Annotated in this window: 11 protein-coding genes; 4 read left to right on the forward strand and 7 right to left on the reverse strand. The window is 63.3% G+C overall.

Annotated features, from left to right (window positions below; translation table 11 throughout):
- Positions 1 to 6: 6 nt before the first annotated feature.
- The 4 genes from ACN0TK_RS02500 to ACN0TK_RS02515 form a co-directional block, all read right to left on the reverse strand.
- Entirely contained in the window at positions 7 to 1,677 is a 1,671-nt protein-coding gene (locus tag ACN0TK_RS02500; protein WP_417307864.1) for an ABC transporter ATP-binding protein, read from the reverse strand.
- Between the two features lie 7 nt (positions 1,678 to 1,684).
- A complete protein-coding gene (locus ACN0TK_RS02505) occupies positions 1,685 to 2,869 on the reverse strand; it encodes an ABC transporter permease (protein ID WP_417307865.1) in 1,185 nt (394 codons plus the stop codon).
- Positions 2,866 to 3,876 (reverse strand): ABC transporter permease, encoded by a 1,011-nt coding sequence (locus tag ACN0TK_RS02510; RefSeq protein ID WP_417307866.1) that lies wholly within the window; start codon positions 3,874 to 3,876, stop codon positions 2,866 to 2,868. The genes ACN0TK_RS02505 and ACN0TK_RS02510 overlap by 4 nt, the downstream gene beginning before the upstream one ends.
- 69 nt (positions 3,877 to 3,945) lie before the next feature.
- The gene (locus ACN0TK_RS02515; RefSeq protein ID WP_417307867.1) at positions 3,946 to 6,021 is read right to left on the reverse strand and encodes an ABC transporter substrate-binding protein; all 2,076 of its coding nucleotides are present in this window, start codon (positions 6,019 to 6,021) and stop codon (positions 3,946 to 3,948) included.
- Between the two features lie 277 nt (positions 6,022 to 6,298).
- Between ACN0TK_RS02515 and ACN0TK_RS02520 the strand changes: the two genes are divergently transcribed.
- Positions 6,299 to 7,087, forward strand: coding sequence for a helix-turn-helix domain-containing protein (locus ACN0TK_RS02520; protein WP_417307868.1), 789 nt, complete (start codon positions 6,299 to 6,301; stop codon positions 7,085 to 7,087).
- A gap of 70 nt (positions 7,088 to 7,157) precedes the next feature.
- Here ACN0TK_RS02520 and ACN0TK_RS02525 read toward each other — a convergent pair whose 3' ends face one another.
- The 3 genes from ACN0TK_RS02525 to ACN0TK_RS02535 form a co-directional block, all read right to left on the reverse strand.
- Positions 7,158 to 8,708 carry a tripartite tricarboxylate transporter permease gene (locus tag ACN0TK_RS02525; protein ID WP_417307869.1) on the reverse strand — a complete coding sequence of 517 codons (1,551 nt, stop codon included), beginning with the start codon at positions 8,706 to 8,708 and terminating at the stop codon, positions 7,158 to 7,160.
- Between the two features lie 11 nt (positions 8,709 to 8,719).
- Positions 8,720 to 9,151, reverse strand: coding sequence for a tripartite tricarboxylate transporter TctB family protein (locus ACN0TK_RS02530; RefSeq protein ID WP_417307870.1), 432 nt, complete (start codon positions 9,149 to 9,151; stop codon positions 8,720 to 8,722).
- A 61-nt stretch (positions 9,152 to 9,212) separates the two neighbouring features.
- Positions 9,213 to 10,205, reverse strand: coding sequence for a Bug family tripartite tricarboxylate transporter substrate binding protein (locus tag ACN0TK_RS02535; protein ID WP_417307871.1), 993 nt, complete (start codon positions 10,203 to 10,205; stop codon positions 9,213 to 9,215).
- A 163-nt stretch (positions 10,206 to 10,368) separates the two neighbouring features.
- Here ACN0TK_RS02535 and ACN0TK_RS02540 point away from each other — a divergent pair, with 163 nt between their 5' ends.
- Genes ACN0TK_RS02540 through ACN0TK_RS02550 form a run of 3 tightly spaced genes read left to right on the forward strand, consistent with a single transcriptional unit; the run spans position 10,369 to position 13,510 of the window.
- Complete coding sequence (locus tag ACN0TK_RS02540) at positions 10,369 to 11,058, forward strand: response regulator (RefSeq protein ID WP_417307872.1); 690 nt, start codon at positions 10,369 to 10,371, stop codon at positions 11,056 to 11,058.
- Positions 11,059 to 12,450 carry a sensor histidine kinase gene (locus tag ACN0TK_RS02545; protein WP_417307873.1) on the forward strand — a complete coding sequence of 464 codons (1,392 nt, stop codon included), beginning with the start codon at positions 11,059 to 11,061 and terminating at the stop codon, positions 12,448 to 12,450. It begins immediately after the preceding gene.
- Entirely contained in the window at positions 12,443 to 13,510 is a 1,068-nt protein-coding gene (locus tag ACN0TK_RS02550; RefSeq protein ID WP_417307874.1) for an ABC transporter substrate-binding protein, read from the forward strand. Before ACN0TK_RS02545 ends, ACN0TK_RS02550 begins: the two co-directional genes overlap by 8 nt.
- The last annotated feature ends 72 nt before the right edge of the window (positions 13,511 to 13,582 follow it).

Below are 13,582 nucleotides of genomic sequence, written 5' to 3' on the forward strand. Positions count from 1 at the left end.
CGCCGGCTATGCGGCGATTTCGAATGCGGCGCGCACGAGGCGGGCCGTGTAATCTGTCTGCGGGTTGGTCAATACGTCGGCCACGGGGCCCTCTTCCACCACCTTGCCGTGCTGCATCACCATCACCCGATGGCACAGCGCACGGACAACCTTGAGATCGTGCGAGATGAACAGGTAGCTCAGGCCCTTTTCGTCCTGCAGCTTGCGCAGCAGTTCGATGATCTGGGCCTGCACCGACAGGTCGAGGGCCGAGGTGGGTTCGTCCAGCAGGATGAATTCCGGCTCGAGCGCAATGGCCCGGGCAATGGCGATGCGCTGGCGCTGGCCGCCCGAGAACTCATGCGGGAAGCGGTTGAGGATGGTGTCGGGCATGCCGGCGTCGCGCAGCGCCTGCTGCACGCGCTCGATGCGCTCGCGGCTCCCCTGTCCGAGCCCATTGACGATCAGCCCTTCCTCGATGATCTGACGGATCGACATGCGCGGGTTGAGGCTGGCGAAGGGATCCTGGAAGACGATCTGCATGCGGCTGCGCAGGGGGCGCATCTGCTGGCGGTCATAGTTTTCGATCGACTCGCCGTCAAAAGTGATCTTGCCGCCCTGGTTGCCGATCAGCCGGATCAGGGCCTGGCCGAAGGTGGTCTTGCCCGAGCCGCTTTCGCCGACGATCCCCAGCGTTTCGTGGCGCATCAGCTTGATGTCGAGATTGTCGACGGCTTTCAGCTCGAAGAAGTCCGGCTTGAAAAAGCCGCCGCGCTTCAGCGTGAAGCTGACCTTGACGTTTTGGCCCTCGAGCACCGTGTCATGCGCGCCCTCGTCGAGCGGCAGCGCAGTGCCCTTGGGCTCGGAGGCCAGCAGATGCCGGGTGTAGGCGTGCTGCGGGTTGCGGAAGATGTCCTCCGTGCGGTTGTGCTCCTGCACGCGGCCGTTCTGCATCACATAGACATATTCGGAGAACTGCCGGACGATGGTCAGGTCATGGGTGATCAGGATCACCGCCATGCCGTATTTGTCTTTCAGCTCGTCGATCAGGTTGAGGATCTGCGCCTGCACGGTGACGTCGAGTGCCGTCGTCGGCTCGTCGGCGATCAAGACGTCCGGCCGGTTGGCCAGCGCCATGGCGATCATCACCCGCTGGCGCTGCCCGCCACTCAACTGATGGGGGTAGCTTTTGAGCCGGGCTGCCGGCTCGGGGATCTGCACCTCTTCGAGCAGTTTCTCGGCCCGCTTCATCGCCTCGTTGCGGTTGATCCGGTTGTGCAGATGGAGCACCTCGCACAGCTGCTGGCCGATCGTATAGACCGGGTTCAGCGAGCTCATCGGCTCCTGGAAGATCATCGAGACTTCGTTGCCGCGCAGCTTGCGCATCTGCGTGTCGGTGAGCTCGTAGATATTACGACCGTTGAGCGTGATGACGGTCTTGTCGCTCACCTGCGCCCGCTTGGTCAGAAGCCGCATCACGGTGCGCGCGGTGACCGATTTGCCCGAGCCGCTCTCGCCGACGAGCGCGATGGTCTCGCCCTTGTGCAGCTGGAACGAGACGTCCTCGACCGCATGCACCATGCCGCCTTCGACCTTGAAGTCGACCGCCACATTGCGGGCATCTAGGATCAGCTCGCGGCCATGCGCGCCGAGATCGTGACGTTCGCTGGGGCTCAGATTTGTGTTGTCGTTGTTCATCTTCGCCTCAATAGGGGTCGATCGCGTCGCGCAAGCCGTCGCCCAGCGCGTTGAACGCGAAGACGGCGATGAGCACGAAGATCACGGGGCTGAGGATCCAGGGATAGGAGCCGATGACCGAGAAGGTGCCGGTGTCCTGCAGCATCAGGCCCCAGGAGATCAGCGGCGGCTTCACCGCAAAGCCGAGAAAGCCCAGGAAGCTTTCGAGCAGCACCACTGTCGGCACCGCCAGCGTGACCGCGACGATGACGTGGCTGAGGACGTTGGGCAGGATGTGGCGGGTGATGATGCGCGTATCCGACGAGCCGACCGCGATCGCAGCGCGCACATAGTCGATCCGCGCCAGGGACAGGGTTTTCGAGCGTACCTCGCGGCTGAGCTGGGCCCAGCCGAGCACCGCCATCACGCCGATAACGAAGGCGATGAAGATATTCGACGGCGCGGTGACCGGGATCAGCGAGGTGAGCGCGAGATAAAGCGGCAATTGCGGAAAGGCGAGGACGAACTCGACAAAGCGCTGCACCCAGGTATCGACAGCGCCCCCGAGATAACCCGATGTGATGCCGACCAGCGTGCCGACGACCGTGGTGATCGCCACCACGACCAGCGCAATGGTGAGCGAGATCTGCGAGCCGACAATGCCGCGCGACAGGATATCGCGACCGAACTTGTCGGTGCCCAGCAGGTGCATCGGCCGGCCGTCGGTGGTGCCGAAGAAATGGATATCTGTCGGGATCAGGCCCAGCAGCTTGTAGCTGTGGCCCTTGACGAACAGCCCAACCGGGGTCGGGTCGTCGAGTACGGGTCCGGTCAGCGGCTGGAACGTGATCGGGTCGAGTTCACCGGTTTCCCCGATCGGATAGATATGCGGGAGAAGGCTGAAATTGCCGGCCGGGTCCTCGAAGGCGATCATGTCGGGCGGCGCGAAGGGCAGTTCGGGTCGCTTGGGATCCATCGGCGCGAAAAAATCGCCGAAGATCGCAACAATGAGCAGCAGGCTCACCAGCACGAGGCCGATCATGCCCATGGTGGAGCGACGGAACCGCCGCCAGACCAGCGTGGCATAGCCTTCGCCGCCGTGCCGGAACCGCTCGGCGACGCCGGTCTCGGTGACTTCGGTGGTCGGTGCCGGGCCGCCGCCGACATCGGGCGGCAATGGCTGCACGTGGTCTTTGGTCGTGTTCTCGCTCATTCGGCATTCCCCCCGAGACGGATGCGGGGATCGAGCACCGCAAGCAGCAGGTCGGCGATGATGTTGCCGATGATCAGCGTGGTGGCGAGCACCAGCATGAAGGTCGCCGTGACATAGACATCGCCCACGGCCATCGAGCCGACGATCGCCGGGCCGACGGTCGCGAGACCGAAGACGATTGCCACCTCGATCTCACCGGTGAGCATGTAGGGGAGCACCACGCCCTGATAGGCGACGAGGGGATGCAGCGCGTTGGGCACGGCGTGCTTCATGATGACGCTTGATTCCGCCAGGCCCTTGGCGCGCGCGGTCTCGACATATTGCGAGTTGAGCACGTCGAGCAGGTTCGCGCGCATCACCCGCATATTGTAGGCGAGGCCGCCGAAGGTGGCGATGAAGACCACGGGCCACACGTGCTGCACGAGGTTGACGAACTTGTCCCAGCTCCACGGCTGGCCGCCATATTTGGCGGAAAAGAACATGCCGACTTCGCTGACATTGAGCTGGAAGACGAGCACGTAGAGGATGATGATCGCCATCAGGAAGCGCGGGATGGTCATGCCCATGAAGGAGACGACACCGAGCAACGTGTCGACCCAGCTGTACTGGCGCGTGGCGGCCACGATGCCGAGCCCGATGCCGAGCACAGACGCCAGGATGTGGCAGGTCAACGCCAAGATGATCGTGGGGGGCAGCCGCTCGGCCACCACATTGCCGACGGGCTTGTTGTAGTAGAGTGAATGGCCGAAATCGAAGCGGGTCAGGATACCACCGATCCAGTTGAAATACTGGACCACGATCGGCTCGTTCAGCCCATTGGCCTCGCGATAGGCCTCGGCCTGAATCTCCGCCTGGTCGGCAGCGACGCCGCCCTGATTTATCAGCATTGAGCGGATGTAGTCGCCATAGTCGCCCGGTGGCGCCTGGATGATGGCGAAGGTGACGACGCTGAGCAGCAGGAGCAGCGGAATGGCTCCCAAAATGCGCGTCGCGAGAAATCTGAACATGGTTGCGCCGCCCCGGTTTGGTCGAGGGTGGGGGAATGACTCCCCCCACCCGAATGCGTGGACGTTTGGTTACATCGTGCCGGTGGACGAACCAGGCTCGGCCGGCAGGGTCTGCGGATGCAGTTCGAAATTGCCCTGCCTGTCCTCGGGCACGTAGACGCGCTCGCGGATGATGTTGTCCTCGGCCCAGTTGAACATGAAGATCGGCGCGCCTTCCGGGATATTTGCGAAGCGCTTGTTGATGATCAGCGCGCCGGGGTACTGGGTCAGACCAATCGAGTAGACGTTCTCGGTGAACAGCTTCTGATAGGTCTTCATCAGCTCGGCCCGTTCGGCATTGTCCGAGGTATTGATGAAGCCGTTGACGGCATCCACCAGTTCCTCTTCGAACGGCAGCAGATCCACGGTGCCGTCGGTGCCGGCGCGATGGAAGTGGCTGGTCCGCGGACCCGTCGGTGCCAGCGTTTCGGTCGCCTGGACCACCGACACGACTTCCGAACCCGGACGCCGCATCACCCAGTCGAACTGACCGGACTGCTGCATGTCGTCACGCGCCGTACCCTGCTGGAAGTTGGCGATGACGCGCAGCCCCAGCGGCTCCATCTGGGCGATGATGCCTTCGGCGAGGTTGGTTTCGGTACCGTAGTCGGTATTGGCGAGCAGCGTGATTTCCACATCGTCGCCGCCACCTGCGAAGTTGCGGATGCCGTTGCCGTCGGTGTCCTCGAGGCCGAGCCCGTCGAGCAGCGCATTGGCCGCCGCCATGTCGTGGGCGTAGTAGGCGGTCGAGTCCTTGTCGTAATACGCCGTGCCGGCATAGAGCCCGCCCGGATAGATGGCGGTGAACGGACCGCGGACCAGCGATTCACCCAGCCGCTGCCGGTCGAGACCGATGCTGACCGCCTTGCGGAAATCGAGCTCGCGATTGAGTTCACGGACCTTCTGTGCGCGCTCGTCGGGTTCGCCCCAGCCATTGGCCGAGAGGTTCAGATCGAGCGTGTAGCCGATGGTGCGGGCGCCGAAGGCGAGACGCGCCGGAGCATCCTCGTCGGCGGAGCGACGCAGGGCCTCGACATAGCTTTCGGCCTGCTCGAGGTTGGAGAAGTCGCCCGAACCGGCTACGGCCTGCACGTCACGATCGGCCCAGGTCGAGAGGCGGTAGTGCATCTCGTCGAGATAGGGCAGCTGGTTCCCCGCCTCGTCGACCTTCCAGTAATAGGGGTTGCGCCGCATGACGACGATGTCGTCCGGGCGATACTCGACCGGCACCCAGGCGCCCATGGTCGGAATCCCCAGATACTCGGGCGGGAAGGCGTTCTTGTACTGCTCGTAGGTGTTGTCAGAATATTTCGGATGCTGGGGTTTCAGCAGGTGGCTGGGGCCGGGGCAGAACGTGCCGTAGGCCATGGTATACAGGTACTGCTTGGGCTCGACCGCCTCGAAGGTCCACTTGATGGTGTAGTCGTCGACCTTTTCGAGAGTCGTGTTAGGCCCGAAGGATTCCGGCGTCGCACCGTTCAGCGGGGCGACATTGGGATCAAGGACATTGTCTTCCCAATAAAACATCACGTCGTCGGCGGTGAAGGGTTCGCCGTCGGACCATTTTGCGCCTTCGATCAGGTGCATGGTCAGTTCGTGGCCGTCTTCGGACCATTCCCAGCTTTTGGCCAGGTTCGGCAGCGGCGCCAGTTCTTCGGCGCGGACCTGGAACAGCGGACCGGTGCGGGTCAGACATTCAGAAAGGCCGATATCGATACCGCCCCAGCCCTGGCTCTGACCACCGATATAGTTCCAGCCTTCGGGCCGGCCACCGATGACGTGACGCATCACGTCACCATAGACGCCGGTGCCGTCGGGCATGTTGGCGGTCTTGTAGACCAGCGGTTCCTTGGGCAGGCGCTCGCCGACCGGCGGCAGCTTGCCGGTATCGACATATTCCGAGGTCACCCACTCGGGCTCGTGATACTCGGGCAGCGCCTTGTATTCGAACATGTCGGTAATGCCGACGAAGTTCGGGGTGCCTTGCGCCTCGAAGGCCGGCGGATCGGGCGGGGTTGTCGGCTCGACAGTTTGCGCTTGTGCCGCCAGCATGGATACGGACAGCAGAAGGCCTGCCCCGCCAAGGGCATAAATGGGCTTTCGCATGATACCTCCCTTTGTGCTGGACAGGACAAAAAGTACCGGAGAGCAGGCCTCCTCGCCCGGTCTCCTTGGTCCAGCTGTGGCAAATGGTACGACTTGCAGCAAACGCTACAATCCGATATCTCGATCAGTATTTCCGGGATTTAAAGGTCTCTATATGGCGCAATCGGCAGCCCAGACGGCGAAGACACACGCGCCCGTTCCGCGGCCGGATCGGCAATTCTACGCGAAGTCGTCTGCATTTGGGCGATTTGGCATTCGCTGGTTCGACCCGCGCTTGATGGACGTGCCGCACCAACACGGCCATATCGAGATGAACTGGCTGACCACCGGCGGCCTCGACTATCTCGTCGATGGCAAGCCGGTCCGTGTGCCGTCGCGGCGGCTGGTGCTGTTCTGGGCGGGTATCCCACATCAGACCACCGGGCTCGACAAGGGCCCCGGCGATGACGCCAGACAGTGCAATGTCTACCTCCCGCTCGACGCATTTTTGCACATGCCCAAGCTCGGCAAACTGACCGAAACCATGATGGGTGGCGGCATGATCGCGCTGCCCGAAGGCACGATCGGCGACGAGACGCTGCAGCGCTGGTACACCGACTATCGGCGCGGCGACGCCGAACGCGGCGACATTCTGCGCTCGGAGATCGCGCTGATGCTGCGCCGGGCGGCCGTGGATGGCTGGGAGGATCTGCTGCCGGCCTGGATCGAAGCGGTGAGCCCCGCGACGCGCGGCGCCACGCCGCTGCGCTATGTGGTGGCGATGATCAAGCACATCCTCGACAATCTCAGCGAGCCGCTGCGCGCCGAGGATATTGCTCGGGTCGTGGGCCTCCACCCGAACTATGCGCTCAACCTGTTCAGCGCGGTGATGAACGTCTCCATCCACCGCTTTGTCACGAGGATGCGGCTGATCCGGGCGCGCAGCCTGCTGTTCGAGGGCAATCTGTCGATCGAAAACGTGGCGTTCGACTCCGGCTTCACCTCGCTGAGCCAATTCTATGACCATTTCGGCAAAGCCTATGGCATCACGCCACGACAGCTGCGCTCGCAGCACTTCCACGGCTGAGGCCCGGAATTTCATGGCCGAAGCCGGGGCGCGGTTGGTCCCCGGCTTCGCACTTTCGCTGGTCGCCGCGTCAGTCGGCGGCGCTGCTTTCTGCGTCGCGTCGCTGTGCCATGCGTCCGCGGATCACCGGGCCAAGCACGATCGGCAGGATGAAGCCGATGATAGCGACGGCCCACAGGGTAAGGGACAGGCCGGAGTCGAACAGGGAGAACCAGTCGCCATTGGAGATGGTGATTTCCCGGCGGAGGTTTTTTTCCATGGCACCGCCCAGCAGAATGCCGAGGATGATCGGGACCAGCGGGACGTCGAGTTTGCGCAGCACCCAGCCCAGGACGCCGAAGCCGATCATCACCAGAAGATCGAAGCTCGAGCCCGAAATGCCGTAGATGCCGACGAAGGAGACCATGGCGACTACCGGCATGAGGTAGCGCGTCGGCACAAGCAGCAATCTGACGAACAGCCCGACCATCGGAATGTTCATCGCGAGCAGCATGAGATTGCCGATGAAGAGCGCGGCGATCAGCCCCCAGACCACATCCGGGTTCTGGGTGAACAACAGCGGCCCGGGCGTGATATTGAGGGCCAGAAGGACCGCGAGGAGCACGGCGGTGGTGCCCGATCCGGGGACGCCCAGCGCCAGCATCGGCACCAGCGCGCCACCCGCGGCAGCATTGTTACCGGCCTCGGGCGCGGCGACGCCACGCGGATCGCCCTTGCCGAACGTGCCCTCCTTGTCGACGAGGCGCTTTTCGACCGAGTAGGCGATGAAGGAGCCTAGCGAGGCCCCGGCGCCCGGCAGCACGCCGGCGAGGAAGCCCAGTATGGTGGTGCGGCCCATGGTCGGGATGCAGCTCTTGATTACCGACCATGACGGGACGATGCGCCCGATGGACAGCTTGCTCTCGTCGGGTGTGTCCTTGTTTTTCCGGCGCTGGGCGGCATGCTCGATGAAGATGAAGACTTCCGACAATGCGAAGAGGCCCACGATCGCCACGAGGAAGTCGATACCGTCGTAAAGGTGCACTTCCCCGAACGTGAAACGCGGCACGCCGGTCTGGCCATCGACACCGATCATGGCGATGCCGAGGCCGAGCGCCGCGGCAAAGGCGGCCTTGGCCTGATTGCGCGAGGCGATACCGCCCAGGGTGGCAAAAGCCAGAACATAGAGGGCGAAATACTCGCCTGGCCCGAAGAGCAGGGCGACGGTCACGAGCAATGGCGCGAGAAAAACCAGACCCCAGGTCGCAAAGAAGGCACCGACGAATGAGGCGATGCCGGAAAGCGCCAGAGCTTCGCCGGCCCGGCCCTGCTGGGCCATGGGGTAGCCGTCGAGCGTCGTCATCAGGGCGGGTTCATCACCCGGTATGTTCAGTAGGATCGACGAGATGCGCCCGCCATACATCGCCCCGTAGTAGACCGAAGTCAGCAGGATCATCGAGGGCGTCGGGCCGAGGCCCAGCGTGAAGGCCAGCGGGATGAGGATGGCAACGCCATTCGACGGACCGAGCCCCGGCAGGGCCCCCATGATGGTGCCCAACAGGCATCCGAGAAGTGCCAGCAGCAGGTTTTCCCAGGTCAGAGCAACGGCGAAGCCATCAGCAAGAGAACCGAGCACGTCCATATGTCGAACTCCTAAAACCCGAGGGGGCCGCGCGCCAGCGACAGGCCCAGCAGCAGGCGGAAGATGATGTAGAGCCCGGCAGAGGTCGCGACCCCCGCGATCAGAGCGTGCAGTGTCGGAGAGCCCAGTCGCCACGACAGGTAAGCGGCAGCAAATGCTGTCGCGATGGCAAAGCCGAGCACCGGCAGGAGTTCGGCGTAGGCCACCATGACGACGACAGCCATGAACAGCTCTGCCAGAACAGCAAACGTCGGCCAGGCCGGCGGCGCGTCGGGGCGAACGAGGAAATAGACGCTGGAAAGCCCCAGCACGACGGCGATGATGATGGGGAAGGTCTTGGGACCCACGGCATCAGAGATGAAACTCTCCTGAATGAGAGTGGCCTGCCAGATGAAGATGGCGGCGATGATCAGGCCGATGCCACCGAAAATTCTGTCGCTCATATGTCCTCCCCCGAGCCGTGATGGACGGTTTCCCGCCCATCACGTCAGTGCGATGCGGGCATTACTGAATGATGCCGATTTCCTTGGAGATCTCGGTGATCGACGCCACAGAGTCCGCCACAAACTCCTCGAATGCCGCGCCGCGCAGGTCCAGCGGCGCCAGTCCGTTGTTGGCCATCACGGTTTTCCATTCGTCGGACTCATACAGGGTGCCAATCTGGGTCACCCAATAGTCATAGGCTTCGTCAGACATGTTGCCGGGGGCATAAAAGCCGCGCCAGTTGGCACCCACAGCATCGATGCCCTGTTCCATGGCGGTCGGGTAGGCGTTGAACTCGCCCGGCAGGCGCTCGGGCGCGAGAACCGCGATCACCTTGATGTCCCCTGACTCCACAAAGCCCTTGGCCTCGGAAATGTCGCCGGTGAATGCCTGAACCGAACCGGCCAACAGCTGGGTCACCGCTTCGCCACCGCCGTCGAAGGCGATGTATTTGACGGAGCGCACATCATCGATGCCATAGGCTTCGGCGGCGATGAGCACCTTGAGGTGATCCCAGCCGCCAACGGCCGAGCCGCCCGCGATGGAAACCGAAGTCGGATCGGCTTTGATCTGATCGAGCAGTTCGGGAAGCGTGTTGATGTCGGAATCGGCGGCAACCGCGATCACGCCATAATCGGCACCGATCGATGCCAGCCAGCGCACTTCGTCCATGTTGTTGCCCGGGTAGGCGCCCTGCGCCAGCCGGGTCGCAGTGGCCGAGGATGCGGCGACGATCAGGTTGTTGTCGTCGTCGCGCTTGTTCACCACTTCGGCGAAAGCGACACCACCACCGCCACCGGCGAGGTTCACGACCTGCATGGTTGAGGGGATCAGGCCTTCGTCCTGAAGGCTCTTGCCGACCTGCCGGCAGGTGAAGTCCCAGCCGCCGCCGGGATTGGCCGGCGCAATGCACTCTGGATTTTCGGGATCGAACGCCAAGGCGGGGCCGGCGCCAGCAGTGAGCGCAAGACCAGTCACGAGCAGTGCCGAGCGCACTGCGTCCATCAGTTTCATAATGAGTTCCTCCACAAACGTGGACATCCTCCTCAGACATCCAGCGCCGGATACTGTGCAGGACAAACCTGTCATGGAGCTGTCACGCCCAGCAGGCGTTCCGTCGATTGCGCCTTGTCACCCGTCGCATTGCCCCGCAGTCTCTGCCGTCGGGAGAGGAAGCGTGCGTATTTTGCTTGTCGAGGATGCTGTGGACGTAGCGGACCCCGTTGCCGCGTGGTTCACGAAAAAGGGCGATGCGCTCGACCACGCACCGGACCTTGAATCGGCATATGCTCTGCTGGCGGTGCAGGATTATGAAGTCATCATTCTCGACATCAACCTGCCCGACGGCGAAGGGACCGACCTGCTGGCGGCGCTGCGCAAGCGCGCCGACCCCACGCCGGTGCTGATGCTGACGGCAAAGCTTCAGGTCGACGACCGTGTGTCGGCACTCGATCTGGGGGCCGACGACTATGTGGTCAAACCCTTCGATCTGCGCGAGCTGGATTCGCGGCTGCGCGCGGTGACGCGCCGCACAATGCGCGACCCTTCGGCCACGTCCCTCATCAGTTTCGGCCAGCTTGAGGTCGACATGTCATCGCGGTCGGCGAGCTGCGACGGCGCGCCCCTCGATCTGACCCGGCGGGAGTTCGCGCTTCTCGAAATCCTCATCGCCCGCAGAGGCCGCGTGGTGGCCAAGCAGACGATCTTCGACACAATGTTCTCCATCAACGAGACTGAAGTCGGCATCAATGCCGTCGAGATCTATGTCGGCCGGTTGAGGCGCAAACTCTCCGGCTCTGACGTCGAGATACGGACCTTGCGCGGACTCGGCTATCAACTGGTCGCCGGGACAGAGGGGCGCGCGTAAATGGCCGCCCGGCCGCAAACGCTGTCGCTGACCTCGCGCCTCGCAGTCGCGGGGCTCGCCATCGTGCTGGTCGGCGGCGTGATTGTTACAGTTCTGGCCTGGAGCAACGGCCAGCGGGCGGCACAACAGGCCTTCGACCGGCTGCTGCTGGGCGCCGCAGAACAGATTTCGGCGTCGATTTCCCTCAGCGATGGCGAGCTGCTGGTCGATGTTCCTGCGACGGCCTTCGACCTGCTCGCCCTGTCGCGCAATGATCGCGTCGTCTATCGTGTCGCCGAGGCGACGGGAGAGACCCTGACCGGCTATGAACGCGTGCCGCTGCCCGAGCTTGCGACCGGCCAGTCCTTCTACAGTGGCGACATCACGGGGGAAGCAGCCCGGTTCGTTGCAGTGTCGCGGAACTTCGCCGAGCGCGATTTTTCAGGGTCCACAATCACTATCGTCGGACTTACGCTCAACGCCCGCAACGCGTTGGCCTGGGACATCATGCAGAACGCCTGGCTCATTCTGCTGCTCGCGGGGATCGGCATGACTGCGCTGGCCCTGTTCGCCATGCGCTCGGCGCTCGAGCCGCTGCGGCGCGTCAGCCAGCATCTGCTGGCGCGCGACCCCGAAGATCTTTCGCCGATCGATCTGCAGGTGCCGCGCGAACTGTCCGCCTTCATCGCCGCATTCAACCGGTTTGCCGGCCGCATCGAGCGGCAGATGCGCGTCATGCAGGACCTGATCGCGGATTCGGCACATCAGTTGCGCACCCCGATCGCTGCACTGCGGGCAACCACGCGCAATGCCGCCGAGGACACGACCACCACGCAGGAGCGGGCAACGCTGGAAAAGATCGACAGGCAGGCTGCGCGGCTCGGCCGGCTCACCGATCAGCTGCTGAGCCGCGCTCTGGTCATCCATCGCGCGGATGCCGGCAGGCTGGCGCGGCTCGACCTTCGGCATGTTGCAAGCGAAGCGGTCGAGACCGTCGACGCGCTGGTTCCGCAGGGACAGGCGATACGGCTCGAACTGCCCGAGACGCCGGTCATGATCGAAGGCGATGCGACGTCGCTGATCGAAGCCGTCAAGAACCTCATCTCGAATGCCATCGCACATGGGCAGGCGCCCTACGAGGTGCGGGTCATGACAACTGCCGGCAGCGCACGCCTGGCGGTGATCGACAGTGGGCCCGGCATGGATGCGAAACAGTGGCGCAACCGCTCCCGCAGGTTTGGCAAAAAGGGCGAGCACGGCCGTCCCAGCGGTTTGGGCCTGTCGATCGTCCGGGCGGTCATGCTGGCCCATGACGCACAAATCGAAACCGGCAATCCCGGGGCGGATAAGTTTCAGGTTGTGCTCATCTTTGCGCTTCGAATGACAGCGTTTGGACGTGATGACGATGATTGAGTTCCTCAAGCGGCATCTGCCGCGCATTCTTGTGTTTGTTCTGCTGATTGGGCCGGTGGCCGCACAGGAAGACGTCGCAGACTTTGGCCGCCAGGATGCGACCCGGACGCTTCTCATCCGCAGCACAACGGATATTGCAGCGCTCGCTCCGCTGCTTAAGGCCTATGTGGCGGCCCATCCGGCCGTGGGCGTGCGCTACGAACAATGGGGGTCGATCGCCCTCGACAGTCTCAGTGCCAGCGCCTGTGCCGGCGCAGAAAACCCGGCCGACCTTGTCATCAGTTCAGCGGTTGATCTGCAGACCCGGCTGGTCAACGACGGCTGCGCGCAACCATTTTCATCAAGCCTCACAGAACGGTTGCCTGAGACGCGCAACTGGCGAAACGAGCTGTTCGGCCTGACCTACGAGCCGGCCGTCATCATCTACAACCGCCAGTTGCTGGAACCCGATGACGTTCCACGCTCGCGGTTCGACCTGATCGACGCTTTGCGCCCGGAAAACGCGGTTCTGGCCGGACGCGTGGCCACCTATGACATCGAGGAATCGGGCCTCGGCTATCTGTTCGCTTTCGTCGATTCCGAACAGGCAAATACGTTCGGGCGGCTGATGGAGGCGTTCGGCCGCTCGGGGGCGGTCGCGACCTGCTGCTCAGCCGAGATCATCGACGCCGTTTCGCAGGGGATCTATCTGGTCGGCTATAATGTCCTCGGCTCCTATGCCCTGTCGCGGGCCGAAACCGATCCGAATATCGGTGTCCTCGCCCCTGCCGACTACACGCTGGTCCTCTCTCGCGGCGCCTATATTCCGGCCTGGGCCCGCAATGCCGATCTTGCCAAGCAGTTCATCGACTTCACGCTCGCGCCGGAGGGGGTGGCAGCGCTGAAGGAAACCCGGCTCATCATCGACTTTCTGGGCGATGACGCCGACCTGCCGCTCCCCGGTGGTGCGGCAGCAAATCTCCGGCTCATCCGCCTGTCGCCGCGCCTGCTCGTCGGCCTCGACCAACACAAGCGCCAGATATTCCTCAAGCTGTGGCGCGAGAATCTGGAAGCACGTTGAGCGGTGATCAGGAGTGCTTGATCGGCGAGCTGCGCCAACGACTTACAGACGCGCGCTGCGGTACATCAAGCC

It is taken from the genome of Devosia sp. (genome assembly GCF_048261455.1).
Lineage (GTDB): Bacteria > Pseudomonadota > Alphaproteobacteria > Rhizobiales > Devosiaceae > Devosia_A.

Excerpts from the sequence above, each read along its gene's own strand:
- ACN0TK_RS02500 (WP_417307864.1), bottom strand. The coding sequence starts at position 1,677 with ATGAACAACGACAACACAAATCTGAGCCCCAGCGAACGTCACGATCTC.
- ACN0TK_RS02505 (WP_417307865.1), bottom strand. The coding sequence starts at position 2,869 with ATGAGCGAGAACACGACCAAAGACCACGTGCAGCCATTGCCGCCCGAT.
- ACN0TK_RS02510 (WP_417307866.1), bottom strand. The coding sequence starts at position 3,876 with ATGTTCAGATTTCTCGCGACGCGCATTTTGGGAGCCATTCCGCTGCTC.
- ACN0TK_RS02515 (WP_417307867.1), bottom strand. The coding sequence starts at position 6,021 with ATGCGAAAGCCCATTTATGCCCTTGGCGGGGCAGGCCTTCTGCTGTCC.
- ACN0TK_RS02520 (WP_417307868.1), top strand. The coding sequence starts at position 6,299 with ATGGACGTGCCGCACCAACACGGCCATATCGAGATGAACTGGCTGACC.
- ACN0TK_RS02525 (WP_417307869.1), bottom strand. The coding sequence starts at position 8,708 with ATGGACGTGCTCGGTTCTCTTGCTGATGGCTTCGCCGTTGCTCTGACC.
- ACN0TK_RS02530 (WP_417307870.1), bottom strand. The coding sequence starts at position 9,151 with ATGAGCGACAGAATTTTCGGTGGCATCGGCCTGATCATCGCCGCCATC.
- ACN0TK_RS02535 (WP_417307871.1), bottom strand. The coding sequence starts at position 10,205 with ATGAAACTGATGGACGCAGTGCGCTCGGCACTGCTCGTGACTGGTCTT.
- ACN0TK_RS02545 (WP_417307873.1), top strand. The coding sequence starts at position 11,059 with ATGGCCGCCCGGCCGCAAACGCTGTCGCTGACCTCGCGCCTCGCAGTC.
- ACN0TK_RS02550 (WP_417307874.1), top strand. The coding sequence starts at position 12,443 with ATGATTGAGTTCCTCAAGCGGCATCTGCCGCGCATTCTTGTGTTTGTT.